Below are 14395 nucleotides of genomic sequence, written 5' to 3' on the forward strand. Positions count from 1 at the left end.
AGAGATGAGTATAATTAGCGCCCCTGTACCAGGCCGCAATCGAACTTTATCTGGTTTTCTCGTTTCACTAACCGAAGGAGTGCCATTTATCATGAAATTGCACCATAGAATGCTCCGGCATTTTATCGCCGCAAGTGTCATTGTGCTGACATCTTCCTTCCTTATTTTTGAACTTGTCGCCAGCGACAGGGCAATGAGTGCTTATTTGCGCTATATCGTCCAGAAAGCAGATTCCTCCTTTCTCTACGACAAGTATCAAAATCAGAGTATCGCCGCACATGTGATGCGCGCGCTTGCTGCGAAACAGTCTGAAGTGTCGCCAGAACAGCGACGTGCCATCTGTGAAGCTTTTGAATCTGCCAACAATACCCATGGCTTAAACCTGACAGCCCATACTTACGCGGGTTTACACGGAACATTGCAGACTGCATCCACTGACTGCGACACGATTGTGGAAGCTGCGGCGCTATTACCGGCATTTGATCAGGCAGTTGAAGGCAACCGCCATCAGGATGATTATGGTTCCGGTCTTGGCATGGCCGAAGAGAAATTTCACTATTATCTCGATCTCAATGACCGCTATGTCTATTTTTATGAGCCAGTCAATGTTGAATACTTCGCGATGAATAACTGGTCCTTCCTGCAATCAGGAAGCATTGGCATTGATCGTAAAGATATTGAAAAAGTGTTTACCGGACGTACTGTGTTATCGAGCATTTACCAGGATCAGCGTACTAAACAGAACGTGATGAGTTTGCTGACACCGGTTTATGTTGCAAGGCAGTTAAAAGGTATTGTACTGCTGGATATTAATAAGAATAATCTACGAAATATCTTTTACACTCATGATCGCCCTCTCCTCTGGCGTTTTCTTAATGTCACGCTAACCGATACAGATTCGGGACGGGACATTATTATCAACCAGAGCGAAGATAACCTGTTTCAGTATGTCAGTTACGTCCACGACTTACCTGGCGGTATTCGCGTTTCGTTATCCATTGATATTCTTTACTTTATCACGTCTTCGTGGAAAAGCGTTCTGTTCTGGATTTTGACAGCGTTAATTTTGCTGAATATGGTCCGGATGCACTTCCGCTTGTACCAGAACGTGACGCGCGAAAATATCAGTGATGCGATGACCGGACTGTATAATCGCAAAATATTAACGCCTGAACTGGAGCAGCGTTTGCAGAAACTGGTGCAATCCGGTTCTTCTGTCATGTTTATTGCAATTGACATGGACAAGTTAAAGCAAATTAATGACACCCTTGGTCATCAGGAGGGCGATTTAGCGATTACATTATTAGCCCAGGCGATTAAGCAGTCGATTCGTAAAAGCGATTATGCCATCCGTCTCGGTGGCGATGAATTTTGCATCATTCTGGTCGATTCGACGCCGCAAATTGCCGCGCAACTGCCTGAACGTATCGAAAAACGCCTGCAACATATCGCGCCGAAGAAAGAGATCGGCTTCTCTTCCGGTATTTACGCGATGAAAGAAAACGATACGTTACATGATGCGTATAAAGCTTCTGATGAACGTTTATATGTCAATAAGCAGAACAAAAACAGCCGTTCATGATAATCTTCTGTGGTTATTTGGTTATAATTCCAGGAGCGTGAAATGACTGAAATGACTAAAGGAAGCGTGACGCATCAGCGGTTAATCGCTTTATTATCACAAGAAGGTGCTAACTTCCGCATCGTTACCCACGAAGCGGTAGGTAAATGCGAAGCGGTGTCAGAAATTCGTGGCACCGCTTTGGGTCAGGGAGCTAAAGCACTGGTGTGTAAAGTCAAAGGTAATGGCGTAAATCAGCATGTTCTGGCGATCCTCGCAGCCGATCAACAGGCTGATCTTAGTAAACTCGCCAGTCACATCGGTGGGCTACGCGCTTCGCTGGCCAGCCCGGCGGAAGTCGATGAACTGACAGGCTGTGTCTTTGGCGCTATCCCCCCCTTCAGCTTCCACCCAAAACTCAAACTGGTTGCCGACCCACTACTCTTTGAGCGATTCGATGAGATTGCCTTCAACGCAGGCATGCTGGATAAATCTGTAATTCTGAACACCACAGATTACTTGCGCATTGCGCAACCAGAACTGGTCAAATTCCGCCGTACTGCGTAACTAGCTGGTCCGTTCAATAAGCAGAACGGACAGTACTAACACAACTGCAATGGCAAAAAACGTGACGTGATAATCAGTGTCTCAACGAGCATTTGATCGTTCATGGTTTTCCCCCAGAAGATACCTGTTTTCACGTTATTGTTAGCGTGTACAAGTGGCAATTTGATGACAATTTGCCTGATTTTTTATGCATAACACGTAATTTTTTTCTGCTTCCTTTCAGCAGCAGGCGTAAAGTAGGCGGGGTTATTATTTTTTGGCAAGGAAACCACGATGTTTGATGTCACTTTGCTGATCCTGCTCGGCTTAGCTGCGCTGGGCTTTATCAGCCACAACACCACTGTCGCCGTTTCAATTCTGGTGTTGATCATTGTCAGCGTCACACCGTTAAGCACCTTTTTTCCGGGATCGAGAAACAGGGACTGAGTATCGGGATAATCATTCTGACCATTGGCGTAATGGCCCCTATTGCCAGCGGAACACTGCCCCCCTCGACACTGATTCACTCGTTTCTGAACTGGAAATCGCTGGTAGCGATTGCCGTGGGAGTGATTGTCTCCTGGCTTGGCGGACGCGGCGTGACGTTAATGGGCAGCCAGCCGCAACTGGTCGCCGGGCTGCTGGTAGGCACAATTTTAGGTGTGGCACTGTTTCGCGGTGTACCGGTCGGCCCGCTTATTGCCGCGGGACTGGTCTCTCTGATCATCGGGAAACAGTAGACTGTTTTCGAACTCAAAACTGGCACAACAAAAAACCAACAGCCACAAAGTGCTATAGTGACGTGGTAAATCATGCGTGAAAGGGAGAACAAACACGATGAATATTCAGTGTAAACGCGTTTATGATCCGGCTGAACAGAGCGATGGTTATCGCGTACTGGTCGACCGCCTCTGGCCGCGTGGTATCAAAAAAACTGATTTAGCATTTGATGAGTGGGATAAAGAGATCACACCATCAACAGAGTTGCGCAAAGCCTTTCACGGAGAAGTGGTCGATTTTAAAACCTTTCGCGAACAATATCTTGCTGAACTGGCGCAACACGAGCCGGAAGGGAAACGGCTGGCGGAAATCGCTCAAAAACAGCCGCTGACCCTGCTCTACTCGGCAAAAAATACCACGCAAAACCATGCACTGGTCCTGGCCGACTGGCTACGCAGCTTGTGATTTTAGCATGGCATCCGGCTGTTATTTTTCACCAGCCGGATGCTCCCGCCGCCATAACGCCCATTCATCAATCGTTTCACCACCCGGCAATTTGCAATTGTTACTGACCCCTTGCGGTGTCTGCACCGGAATGGGCGTACCGCCTTTCTGCTGACAGTAGACCGAAGCCGGATTCGCCATGCCTACCTGCGGCGGTTTTGGCGCATCCGGCTGAGAAGTAGTTGAACACCCTGCCAGAATTAGCAGGCAAGGCAGAGCAAAACTGAGAATTTTCATATATTGATCCCGCACATTTATCTACGCCTTAGAATATCGCGGTATCGTTTTGTTTTGCAGCACTATTTCTTTTACATTCACTTAAAATATATTACAGCTAGTTTCATCTTCGTTGATGATGTTTTATCATGCCTGTAAAGATTAAATAATCAGCATTTTACCCGCAGCATCCTGGAGTTCTTTCGTGTCAGATCAGATCATTGCCCGCGTTTCGCAGTCACTCGCCTCAGAACATTCTCTCGAAAGTCTGGTTCGGCAGCTTCTGGAGATGCTGGAAATGGTCACCGACATGGAGTCGACTTATCTGACAAAAGTGGATATTGACGCGCGCCTGCAACATATTCTGTTCGCCCGTAATAGCCAGAAAATGCACATTCCGGAGAATTTTACTGTCTCGTGGGATTACTCGTTGTGCAAACGCGCCATTGATGAAAACTGTTTTTTCAGCGATGAAGTTCCCGATCGTTGGGGTGACTGCATCGCAGCCCGCAATCTCGGCATCACGACATTCCTGAGCACGCCGGTTCACTTACCGGATGGTTCATTCTATGGCACGCTTTGCGCCGCCAGCAGCGAGAAGCGTCCGTGGAGTGAGCGCGCAGAGCAGGTTTTACAGTTATTCGCCGGGCTGATTGCACAATATATTCAAAAAGAGGCGCTGGTTGAGCAATTACGTGAAGCCAATGCCGCTTTGATTGCGCAGTCGTATACTGACTCTTTAACTGGGCTACCTAATCGGCGGGCGATTTTTGATAACCTGAAGACGCTGTTTTCTCTTGCCCGGCATCTGAAGCGTAAAGCCATGATTGCCTTTATCGACCTGGATAACTTCAAACTAATCAATGACCGTTTTGGCCACAATAGCGGCGATCTGTTTCTTATTCAGGTTGGTGAGCGCCTCAATAAGCTGCATCAAAATGGCGAGATTATTGGTCGTCTCGGCGGCGATGAATTTTTAGTCGTATCTCTGGTTAATGAAAACGCGGATATCCCGTCACTGCGTGAGCGTATTCAACAGCAAATACGTGGAGAATATCACTTGGGCGATATTGAGCTGTTTTATCCTGGTGCCAGTCTTGGCATAGTTGAAGTGGATCCTGAAACAACCGACGCAGACAGTGCCCTGCACGCTGCCGATATCGCGATGTATCAGGAGAAAAAACACAAGAGAAAACACCTTTTATCGCGCATTCAGACAGGCATTCCTGAGGCATATTCACATCCTTTTCTTTGGTGGTAACATGCGAATCGGTATTATCTTTCCCGTCGTAATCTTTATTACGGCAGTCGTATTTTTAGCGTGGTTTTTTATTGGCGGCTATGCGGCCCCAGGGGCATGAAGATGAAAAAAACAACGATTATCATGATGGGCGTGGCGATTATTGTCGTTCTTGGCACCGAGCTGGGATGGTGGTAACACTACGTCGGTAAAAATAGCAAAGGCTGCCTGTCGGCAGCCTTTGTGTTTTTCAGCATTAACTTTTGACTTTTCTGTAGATAAACAACACGACAAGCGCACCAATCACGGCAACAACAAAACTACCAAAGTTAAAGCCATCGACTTTGCCAAAACCAAACAGTGTACTGATCCATCCACCAACTACGGCACCGATAATTCCCAGCAGGATGGTCATAAAGAATCCACCACCATCTTTACCTGGCATGATCCACTTCGCCAGAATACCGGCAATAAGTCCAAAAATAATCCATGACAGAATGCCCATTGTTTCCTCACTTATCTGTTTTGCATTAGCGGGTTAGTCGCTGATAAAAAGCATAGCACAACATAAGAGAAGCAAGAATTGTGATGTGTGTCACAGAGGATTTTTTTGCGATGGCGCTGAATTAGCGCCATCTGACATTAGCAATTATTACCAACCACAAACATCATGTTCGTTTTCCGTGTCATATGAACGCACGGTATTGACAAGATCTTTTATTACTTCAGCCGCCACTTCTGGTACCAGCAAGGTCATCGGCGTCTCTGTTTCGTAATCGACAGAAACACCATTACTGTTATTGGTGACGGTTACGGTATACGTTGCTTTGCCCATGATTCATTTCCCGCTATGAATGACTTTCCGTTGTTTTGCACCTTCCATCAGGACTTCAGGAGCAACGAAGAAGTCAATGTTGAAATAAGTATCGTCAGTCATGGCTTCAATATTGTGCCACTTTTCTGGCGGGAACACCGCGAATTGACCTGCTTCGATGAGGATCACCTGATCAGGTTCTGCGCTGTGTTCATCGGCGTAGCCGAGATATTTGACCGCCCCATGCATAACGGACAGGCGTGGATAAACACCCGGACGCGTTCCTTTATCAAGATGACGTTCGAATATTCCGGCAGGCGCAGTTTGTTTATTCCAGAAAGGTGTTGAGCGCGTATGAATGTAGTTCTGTGGGATTTGCAGCATCCTTTTCCCTCCTTCAGTAAATATGCTGAAAACCATTTATTTCAGCCGTTTCAGAGTACGCCTGATAATTTGCATTTTAAATACCATTTATTGGTTACTTTTTAGCATCATCAAACGGTGAATACAGATGCATTTCAGGAGGGAAGCCCGCAGCATCGCGGGCTGAAAGCATTAAGACTGCAGCGTCGCCAGTCGTGCGGCAAAACCAACAAACATCAGACCAATCAGCGAGTTGCCCACTTTGGCTAGTTTCTTCTTGGTGCGAATGTATTGCGTGACAAATGCACCTGAAATAATCAGGAAGCTCAAATAACAGAAGCTTACCAATTCCAGTGTTGTCGCCAAAATAAAGAATGAAATCCCAGTATGTGGCGCATTGACATCAATAAACTGTACGAAAAACGACACATAGAACAAAATGGCTTTCGGATTGGTCAGACTCAAAATTAATGCGCGCTTGAAGATGGCACCATATTGTGGCTCATCTGATTTAGCCTCGTTATTTTTACCTTTCAGGGTGGCGTAAAGAATTTTACCCCCCAGATAGAGCAAATAAAACGCGCCAAGATAACGTACGATATTGAATAATATCGGTGTGGTCTTAATTAAGGTTGCGACACCAGCCCACGCCAGAAACATCAATACCGCGTCACCGATAAATACACCGCAGGCCGCAAGATAACCGCCTTTCACTCCACTGCTGACGCTATTTTTAAGCACAAACAGGGTATTCGGCCCTGGCACCAACACGATAAAAATGGCACCAACCAGATAGGTCCAGTAATTCAGAACCCCATATTCTGCGAACACATTAACCTCTTTAATTCTCTTTGGATCATGCGCGATTAAAGGTGAATATGCTAACCAATCCGCAACGGCTTAGAAAGGAGAAAATCAGGTTTTAACCTGACAATAACTGGACAATTGAATTGTTATTCATGCCTGGTCCAGTGAAAAATTCGGATAGTGTTGGGAAAAATACTGGCGTAAAAACTCTACCGTTATCCGCACCTTCGCTGACATCGCCAGCCTTGATACATATACCGCCCAGACATTCGCTGGCTGGTAATATTCCGGTAGCACTTGCGCTAAATGACCACTGGCAATATTTTCACTGACATCCCACCAGGAGCGCAGCGCAATCCCCTGGCCATCGAGGCACCACTGATGCACAATTTCCCCATGGTTAGACAACATCGGCCCGGTAACTTTAATCGTATGCTGCCCTTCTTTATTGCACAATTGCCAGACACCAAACCTGGCAGCGATTGAAGAAGTGATTACTCACGGGCCAAAAACACCGGATATGAAAGGCAATGCCACCACGCCACAATTTACTGACGCTATTTGCAAAATTATTTTGCGTTAAGGTCAAACCAGTTTATTTGAACCGACTGGTGTTGGATTTGTAGTTTATCCGAAGCCGGATGCAGCGCATAACGCACCTTGTCCGGCTTACGCACGTTTTATTGCGGATATTCCTGCAATAAATTGTGTAATGCTTCCGCCATCAGCGCACCACGCCAGCCGGAAATCAGCTCTGGCAAATTATTCTGTGGTTTTAATTTCCAGTGCCAGTTCAGCAGTTGGTTGATTTGCCGACGCGATGCCAGCAATTCGACGCTGATCTTGTGCGTTTCACTCACGTCAGTAATCAGCGACTTAATCGCTTTAAACGCTTTGCGATAACCGGGCATATCCATCAGGTTAAGCATCGGCTGCGGCAAGGCCTCTTCTGGCAATGCCTGCGCTTTCTCTACCAGCGCCAGCAACGTCTTACCGTGGAAGCGGATTTCGCTACCGGATAAGCCCAGGCTATCCAGCTCGCCCAGACTGCCCGGCATATAACGCGCTACCGACCACAAATGCTCTTCACGCACGACAAAGTTCACCGCCAGATCGCGCTCCCGAGCCTTACGCAGCCGCCAGTCGGCTAGCAGTTGCAGACAGGCGAGTTGGCGCGTGCGTAATTGCCAGGCATTGGTGATATCACGCCATGCGTCTTCTGGCGCAACGATCTCCTGACGACGCGTTTGCATCAGGCGGCATTCATCCAGTGCCGCAGGTAGCCAACCAGAGGCTTCCGTTTCAACCATCAGCTTTGCGGCGATCGGTAACAGATACCAGACGTCCGCCGCCGCGTATTCGCATTGACGCTCGGTTAGCGGTCTGGCCAGCCAGTCGGTGCGCGATTCGCTCTTGTCGAGCGTAACGCCGGAATACTCTTCCACCATAGAGGCAAAGCCCCATGACATCGGGCGTCCACAGAATGCGGCGAGGATTTGCGTGTCAATCAGAGGTTGTGGTAACTCACCAAAGACATTGAGGAACACTTCCAGATCTTCACTGCCCGCATGGAGAAATTTGGTGATGGAAGGATCGCGCAGGATCGCTTTCAGCGGTGACCAGTCGGTGATCCCGAGTGGATCGATTAGCGCCAGATGTTCGCCATCAAAAAGTTGAATCAACCCAAGTTGCGGGTAATAGGTGCGCGTACGTACAAATTCAGTATCCAGGGCTATCGCCGGAAAGGCACGGACGGCTTCACACAAAGAAGCCAGCGCATCGTCCGTGGTAATCATTTGGTAATTCAAATTGTATTCTCTTTAGTGGGCGTCAAAAAAAACGCCGGATTAACCGGCGTCTGACGACTGACTTAACGCTCAGGCTTTATTGTCCACTTTGCCGCGCGCTTCGTCACGTAATTCTCGTCGCAAAATTTTTCCGACGTTAGATTTCGGTAACTCATCACGAAACTCCACCAGCTTCGGTACTTTATAGCCTGTGAGCTGACGGCGGCAAAAAGTCACCAGTGATTCTTCCGTGAGTGACGAGTCTTTTTTCACCACGAAGATTTTCACCGCTTCACCGCTGGAACCGGAAGGTACGCCAACAGCCGCCACTTCCTGTACACCTGGGTGCTGCATGACCACATCTTCAATCTCATTGGGGTAGACGTTAAAGCCAGAAACCAGAATCATGTCTTTTTTACGATCGACAATGCGCAGGAATCCTTCTTCATCCATCACCGCGATGTCGCCGGTGTGTAACCAGCCATTTTTGATGATTTCATCGGTAGCATCCGGACGCTGCCAGTAGCCCAGCATCACCTGCGGCCCTTTGACACAAAGCTCACCCGGTTGACCCGGCGGTACTTCGTTATCGTCGTCATCAACCAACTTGGCTTCGGTCGACGGCACCGGCAAACCAATGCTACCGCTATGATAATCAATATCATACGGGTTAACGCTGACCAGCGGTGCACACTCGGTCAGGCCATAACCTTCCAGCAGATATTGTCCGGTCAGTTTCACCCAGCGTTCTGCCACCACTTGCTGAACAGGCATCCCACCACCAGCGGAAAGATGCAGACTGGAGAAATCCAGTTGCTGGAATTCTTTATTGTTCAGCAACGCGTTGAACAACGTGTTAACGCCGGTGATCGCGGTAAACGGATATTTCGCCAGCTCTTTCACCAGCCCCGGAATATCACGTGGGTTAGTAATAAGCAGATTCTGCCCGCCCAGTTCGATAAACAGCAGGCAGTTAATGGTCAATGCGAAAATGTGATACAGCGGCAATGCCGTCACCACCAGCTCTTTACCCGGATACAACAGCGGCCCGTAGGTCGCGTTAACCTGTTCCAGATTTGCCAGCATGTTGCGGTGAGTCAGCATTGCGCCTTTCGCCACGCCAGTGGTGCCGCCGGTGTATTGCAGGAAGGCTAAATCTTCCGGCACCAGTTCAGGTTTTACGTACTGCATCCGGTAACCATTATGCAGAGCGCTACGAAATGAAATGGCATCTGGCAGATGATATTTCGGCACCAGACGCTTGATGTATTTAACAACGAAGTTAACCAGCGTCCCTTTCGCCGTAGAAAGCTGATCGCCCATACGAGTCAGAATCACGTGCTGGACAGCGGTTTTATCAACCACTTTTTCCAGGGTATGGGCAAAGTTGGACACGATGACAATCGCAGATGCGCCGCTGTCGTTGAGCTGATGCTCAAGCTCGCGCGGGGTATATAACGGATTGACATTTACGACGATCATCCCGGCGCGCAAAATGCCGAACAGCGCCACCGGATATTGCAATAAGTTAGGCATCATCAGCGCAACGCGATCGCCCTTCTTCAGCCCCAGCCCTTGTTGTAAATACGCGGCGAACGCACGACTGCGCTCTTCCAGTTTGCGGAAGGTCATCACCTCCCCCATATTCACAAACGCGGGCTTGTCGGCATAGCGCGCGACCGATTGCTCAAACATATCTACCAGAGATTGATAACGGTCAGGGTTGATCTCCGTCGGAACATCCGCGGGATAACGGTTAAGCCAAACCTTCTTCAATTCTTCACCTCTAAAATGCGTGTTCGTCGTCATCGCAACCCCAAGTGATATACATGTTATTAACATAATATTAACTCATCATACCAGCTTGATAATTCCCCAACGAAAAGGTTGCGAAGCGCGTCACTATTTATTTTTATCTTTACTCTAAGAATGCAGAAACAGCGGACCAGCCGCTGTTTCTTTTTCTTTAAAAACAAGCAATTATTCAGTTACAACTGTTTGTACTCTTGCAGGGCCGGGATTATACCAGCCCCATCCGCCGTAGCCATAGGGCCAGCCACGGCCACCATAAAACCACGGATCAATCGGCTGCGGCGGCATAATCACCTGCTGGGTTAAATGCCAACGCTTATAACCCGTTACCTGCATAACCATAAATTTATAGGGTGTATTGCCGATTTTACCGTCAACCGTACCGGTGATTGGCCCGACAACCGTCACCAGTTGTCCGCGGAAATCAACTGGATCAAGAAAACCGTTCACATCGGCATAAATGCGCCCGCGAGAAGGTTCCCCCAGCGTCGGCCTGGCTCCGCTATCGAGCGGTACGGTGGCAATTTCCAGACGGGTTTTCCCCTGCTGGTTTTGTACCGCGACCACTTTGCCGCCAAAGCGCGCTTCCTGACCAACATACAATTGCGGCGCGCTCATCACCCGAACTAAATCTTGTTGCGGCGTGGGACTGCTGCCTTTAATGGCATCCGGCACAGTGACACAACCGCTCAACATTAGCGCAAACGTACCTGCCAGTATGCCTTTGATAACATTCTTTTGAACCGCCATGATGCGACTCCTTTTTTTCTCAGGGCATACTCTTAAGATTCATTCTTTGCCCGGAAGTTTCTTCCACGCGACGTTGTTACGCAAATAAACCGGCTCGGCATGTTCCACTGCCACCGTTTTGCCTTCAGCAAAGAGCTGGCAGGCAATCGGCAGCATATCTTCTGCGGCGGGCAGTAACACTTCGCCATCGCGCAAAACCAGCCCGCTCTCTTTACCGAGATCCGGCCAGGCTTGCCAGCCTGTCCCCACCGTCACCCATTCACCGGAAAGCTGCTGCATCCGCTCATGAACGAGTTCTGGTTTGAGTACAGCTTCGGTTTCTTCACCGTGCCAGATACCATTTTCATCACGCTGATATTCGGCCCAGTAAACTTCGCCCATTCGCGCGTCAATGGCCGCCAGCACGCGGGTCGCGCCATTTTTGCGCCATGCCCCTTGCGCCATGGTCATTAGCGTGGAGACGCCAATCATCGGCAGCTCCGCGCCAAGCGCCAGCCCTTGTGCAATACCAATACCGATACGCACACCGGTGAAGCTACCGGGACCACGCCCGTAAGCTAATGCGTTTATGTTAGTCAGGGAGGTTCCGCTGGTGGTCAGGATATCCTGCACCATCGGTAAGATTCGTTGAGTATGTTCACGTGGGCAAAGCTCAAAATGAGCGTTGACAGTGCCGTCATTCCACAGGGCGACAGAGCAGGCCTCTGTCGCGGTATCGATAGCCAGAATTCGCATGGGTCTTCGTGCTTAGATCAATAAAAAGGCGCGCATCATACCATACTCCATCACAAATTACCTGGAGGAAGGTATCGCAAGGAAACGAACCGCACGGGCTATATCACGGGTGCGCGGCGCAGGCGGCAGGCTGGCGAGGAACGTCGCGCCGTAAGGGCGCATCACCAGCCGATTGTCGCAAATCACCAGCACACCGCGATCGTCGGCGTCGCGAATCAGTCGCCCTACCCCCTGTTTGAGAGTAATGACCGCATCTGGCAGTTGCACTTCATCGAACGGGTCGCCACCGCGCAAACGACAATCTTCCATTCGCGCTTTTAGTAGTGGGTCGTCCGGCGAGGTAAACGGCAACTTGTCGATAATCACCAGTGACAGCGTATCGCCGCGCACATCCACCCCTTCCCAGAAACTACTGGTTGCGACAAGAAGCGCGTTACCGGCACTGACAAACTGCTGCAACAATTGCCCTTTACTGGTTTCACCCTGCAACAAAACGGGAAGCGTCATGGTGGCACGGAACTGCTCGGCCAGATCGCGCATCATGGCGTGTGAGGTGCAAAGCATAAAGCAGCGCCCATTGTTGGCTTCGATGAGCGGTCGCAACATTGCTGCCAGTTGCCGTGCGGAACCCGGTTGATTAGTTTGCGGCAGGTTACGCGGCACACAGAGTAACGCCTGGCGGCTGTAATCAAATGGGCTGGGTAACAGCAACGACTCGGCCTGTTCGATGCCAAGCCGGGAGGTAAAATGATGCAGATCGTCATTCACTGACAACGTTGCCGAGGTAAAAATCCAGCTTCCGGGTTTTTGTGCCATTAACTCTTTGAATTTATCCGCCACGCTGAGCGGCGTCAGCGCCAGAGTGAAATGACGTGAGGTGCATTCGTACCAGTAACTGTAGCCCGGTTGGTTGATCTCTTTCAGCCGCTTCAGACGTGTGCGATATAACGTGGCACGTTCAAATGCCGCATCCAGCAACGCGGAACGACCCAGCGACAATTTCGCCACGTCGTAACAGAGTTCAAGCGTGTCATCGAGCAGTAAAAACGCCCGCTGAATTTGCGGATTGGCTAACAATTCGCGCAGATTGCCACGATAACCCGGCTCACCGAGTTGCAGGCGAAAATCCTGCGCACTCTGAGCAAGGCGGTCGGCGCACTTTTGTAACTGTTGAGTGTCTTTTAATTCAGTGCGATAGGCGATGGTGATGTCTTTTGCCAGGTCGAGCAGTTGTCGGCTGGAAAGTGACTGACCAAAGTACTGGCTGGCAATATCCGGCAACTGATGGGCTTCGTCGAAGATCATCACGTCCGCTTCCGGGATCAGTTCGCCAAATCCGCTCTCTTTGACCACCATATCCGCCAGAAACAAATGATGGTTTACCACCACTACATCGGCGTCCATCGCTTTTTTGCGTGCTTTGACCACAAAGCAATCTTTATACATCGGGCAGTCGCTGCCGAGGCAGTTATCGTTAGTGCTGGTGACCAGCGGCCATGCCTGAGAATCTTCCGCAACGCTGACGCAGGTGCTGATATCACCATCGACGGTTTGATTGGACCAGGAGCGTAGCAGGATCACATCGCTTAAGATTTGTACCGGCAGATCGCCGCCCGCCAGCGCCTGCTGTTCGAGACGTTCGAGGCAGAGGTAGTTTGAACGTCCTTTCAACAATGCCACATTGCCGGTGTATTTCAGCGCCTTTGACACCGTCGGCAAATCACGGCTGTAGAGTTGATCTTGTAATGCTTTCGAGCCAGTCGAGATAATGACTTTCTTTTTCGCCCGCAGCGCAGGGGCAAGGTAAGCGTAGGTTTTGCCCGTACCGGTTCCCGCTTCCACCACCAGCGGTTGGCTTTTTTCTATCGCCCCGGTGACGGCTACCGCCATCTGTCGCTGTGGTTCACGCGGCTTAAAGCCTGGTATCGCTTTCGCCAACTGACCGTCTGGTGCAAAATCGTCCGTCACACTACCCCCTGTTGATTTGAACAGGGATTATGTCAGGCCAGGCTATTTTTCGCCAGTTGAAGTGATGACGGCGACTTCACATTGTGGCAGTCTTTGCAGCACAAAAATGGAATGATAATGAGGACAAAATGATGACTATCGTTCGTATAGACGCCGAAGCCCGCTGGTCTGATGTGGTGATCCACAACAACACGCTCTACTACACTGGCGTACCGGAAAACCTCGACGCCGATGCTTTTGAGCAAACGGCAAATACACTGGCGCAAATTGACGCGGTGCTGGAAAAACAGGGCAGCAATAAGTCGAGCATTCTGGATGCCACCATTTTCCTGGCCGATAAAAACGACTTTGCGGCAATGAATAAAGCGTGGGATGCCTGGGTTGTCGCGGGTCATGCTCCGGTACGCTGCACGGTGCAAGCGGGACTGATGAATCCGCAGTATAAAGTTGAAATTAAGATTATTGCGGCGGTTTAATTCCGGAAGAGAATTATCGAAAATACTGGTCGATCATGAACAAATCGACCAGTGCTTAAGCTCTTACTTTAGATGGACGGTGCCCCAGTCGGGGGC

General features: G+C 49.5%; 16 protein-coding genes and 5 pseudogenes. 9 read left to right on the plus strand and 12 right to left on the minus strand.

Going from position 1 to position 14395, the window contains the following annotated elements; translation table 11 throughout:
• The first annotated feature begins 91 nt into the window (after window positions 1–91).
• Both dgcJ and yeaK read left to right on the plus strand, forming a co-directional pair.
• Window positions 92–1582, plus strand: a complete 1491-nt coding sequence (gene dgcJ, locus ESM_RS0102550) for a diguanylate cyclase DgcJ (RefSeq protein ID WP_001516279.1) — start codon at window positions 92–94, stop codon at window positions 1580–1582.
• 42 nt (window positions 1583–1624) lie between these two features.
• Entirely contained in the window at window positions 1625–2128 is a 504-nt protein-coding gene (yeaK, locus tag ESM_RS0102555; RefSeq protein ID WP_000138169.1) for a mischarged aminoacyl-tRNA deacylase, read from the plus strand.
• Here yeaK and yoaI read toward each other — a convergent pair.
• Window positions 2129–2232 (minus strand): annotated as a pseudogene (gene yoaI / locus ESM_RS1000000125860) (small membrane protein YoaI).
• 169 nt (window positions 2233–2401) lie between these two features.
• On the opposite strand from yoaI, the pseudogene ESM_RS01000000123850 reads away from it, so the two are divergent.
• Together ESM_RS01000000123850 and ESM_RS0102565 are read left to right on the plus strand one after the other, a co-directional pair.
• A pseudogene (locus tag ESM_RS01000000123850) lies at window positions 2402–2847 on the plus strand (DUF441 domain-containing protein).
• Window positions 2848–2944: 97 nt separating this feature from the next.
• Window positions 2945–3292: a DUF488 domain-containing protein gene (locus tag ESM_RS0102565; RefSeq protein ID WP_010376127.1), complete on the plus strand. Its 348-nt coding sequence runs from the start codon at window positions 2945–2947 to the stop codon at window positions 3290–3292.
• 21 nt (window positions 3293–3313) lie between these two features.
• Here the strand turns inward: ESM_RS0102565 and ESM_RS0102570 are convergent, their stop codons facing one another.
• Window positions 3314–3568 carry a putative hemolysin gene (locus ESM_RS0102570; RefSeq protein WP_000698781.1) on the minus strand — a complete coding sequence of 85 codons (255 nt, stop codon included), beginning with the start codon at window positions 3566–3568 and terminating at the stop codon, window positions 3314–3316.
• A gap of 184 nt (window positions 3569–3752) precedes the next feature.
• Between ESM_RS0102570 and ESM_RS01000000123855 the strand changes: the two are divergent.
• The 3 genes and pseudogenes from ESM_RS01000000123855 to yoaJ all read left to right on the plus strand — a co-directional run bounded on the left by ESM_RS01000000123855 (window position 3753) and on the right by yoaJ (window position 4985).
• Window positions 3753–4777 (plus strand): annotated as a pseudogene (locus ESM_RS01000000123855) (sensor domain-containing diguanylate cyclase).
• 32 nt (window positions 4778–4809) lie between these two features.
• Entirely contained in the window at window positions 4810–4908 is a 99-nt protein-coding gene (locus ESM_RS01000000123860; RefSeq protein WP_001219350.1) for a YoaK family small membrane protein, read from the plus strand.
• Between the two features lie 2 nt (window positions 4909–4910).
• Window positions 4911–4985 carry a protein YoaJ gene (gene yoaJ / locus ESM_RS1000000127580; protein ID WP_001386836.1) on the plus strand — a complete coding sequence of 25 codons (75 nt, stop codon included), beginning with the start codon at window positions 4911–4913 and terminating at the stop codon, window positions 4983–4985.
• A 58-nt stretch (window positions 4986–5043) separates the two neighbouring features.
• On the opposite strand, the gene ESM_RS0102585 is transcribed toward yoaJ, so the two are convergent.
• The 5 genes and pseudogenes from ESM_RS0102585 to ESM_RS0102605 all read right to left on the minus strand — a co-directional run.
• Window positions 5044–5292, minus strand: coding sequence for a GlsB/YeaQ/YmgE family stress response membrane protein (locus ESM_RS0102585; RefSeq protein WP_000512152.1), 249 nt, complete (start codon window positions 5290–5292; stop codon window positions 5044–5046).
• A 147-nt stretch (window positions 5293–5439) separates the two neighbouring features.
• Entirely contained in the window at window positions 5440–5622 is a 183-nt protein-coding gene (locus tag ESM_RS0102590; RefSeq protein WP_000513737.1) for a DUF1869 domain-containing protein, read from the minus strand.
• Between the two features lie 3 nt (window positions 5623–5625).
• Window positions 5626–5985, minus strand: coding sequence for a DUF1971 domain-containing protein YeaR (yeaR, locus tag ESM_RS0102595; RefSeq protein ID WP_000939314.1), 360 nt, complete (start codon window positions 5983–5985; stop codon window positions 5626–5628).
• A 171-nt stretch (window positions 5986–6156) separates the two neighbouring features.
• The gene (gene leuE, locus ESM_RS0102600) at window positions 6157–6795 is read right to left on the minus strand and encodes a leucine efflux protein LeuE (protein WP_000457213.1); all 639 of its coding nucleotides are present in this window, start codon (window positions 6793–6795) and stop codon (window positions 6157–6159) included.
• A 126-nt stretch (window positions 6796–6921) separates the two neighbouring features.
• A pseudogene (locus ESM_RS0102605) lies at window positions 6922–7242 on the minus strand (LysR substrate-binding domain-containing protein); the annotation flags it as partial.
• A gap of 1 nt (window position 7243) precedes the next feature.
• Here ESM_RS0102605 and ESM_RS1000000128975 point away from each other — a divergent pair.
• Window positions 7244–7354 (plus strand): annotated as a pseudogene (locus ESM_RS1000000128975) (tartrate dehydrogenase); the annotation flags it as partial.
• 97 nt (window positions 7355–7451) lie between these two features.
• Here the strand turns inward: ESM_RS1000000128975 and rnd are convergent.
• The 5 genes from rnd to ESM_RS0102630 all read right to left on the minus strand — a co-directional run bounded on the left by rnd (window position 7452) and on the right by ESM_RS0102630 (window position 13823).
• Window positions 7452–8567 (minus strand): ribonuclease D, encoded by a 1116-nt coding sequence (gene rnd / locus ESM_RS0102610; RefSeq protein WP_001516274.1) that lies wholly within the window; start codon window positions 8565–8567, stop codon window positions 7452–7454.
• Between the two features lie 81 nt (window positions 8568–8648).
• Window positions 8649–10334 (minus strand): long-chain-fatty-acid--CoA ligase FadD, encoded by a 1686-nt coding sequence (gene fadD / locus ESM_RS0102615; protein WP_010376141.1) that lies wholly within the window; start codon window positions 10332–10334, stop codon window positions 8649–8651.
• Between the two features lie 204 nt (window positions 10335–10538).
• Entirely contained in the window at window positions 10539–11120 is a 582-nt protein-coding gene (yeaY, locus tag ESM_RS0102620) for a Slp family lipoprotein YeaY (RefSeq protein WP_000290579.1), read from the minus strand.
• A 39-nt stretch (window positions 11121–11159) separates the two neighbouring features.
• Entirely contained in the window at window positions 11160–11855 is a 696-nt protein-coding gene (tsaB, locus tag ESM_RS0102625; RefSeq protein WP_001221005.1) for a tRNA (adenosine(37)-N6)-threonylcarbamoyltransferase complex dimerization subunit type 1 TsaB, read from the minus strand.
• Between the two features lie 57 nt (window positions 11856–11912).
• Window positions 11913–13823 carry an ATP-dependent DNA helicase gene (locus ESM_RS0102630; RefSeq protein ID WP_000128825.1) on the minus strand — a complete coding sequence of 637 codons (1911 nt, stop codon included), beginning with the start codon at window positions 13821–13823 and terminating at the stop codon, window positions 11913–11915.
• A 131-nt stretch (window positions 13824–13954) separates the two neighbouring features.
• Here ESM_RS0102630 and ESM_RS0102635 point away from each other — a divergent pair, with 131 nt between their 5' ends.
• A complete protein-coding gene (locus ESM_RS0102635) occupies window positions 13955–14299 on the plus strand; it encodes a RidA family protein (RefSeq protein ID WP_010376144.1) in 345 nt (114 codons plus the stop codon).
• Window positions 14300–14395: the final 96 nt, after the last annotated feature.

It is taken from the genome of Escherichia sp. TW09308, assembly GCF_000208565.1.
Taxonomy (GTDB): Bacteria; Pseudomonadota; Gammaproteobacteria; order Enterobacterales; family Enterobacteriaceae; genus Escherichia; species Escherichia marmotae.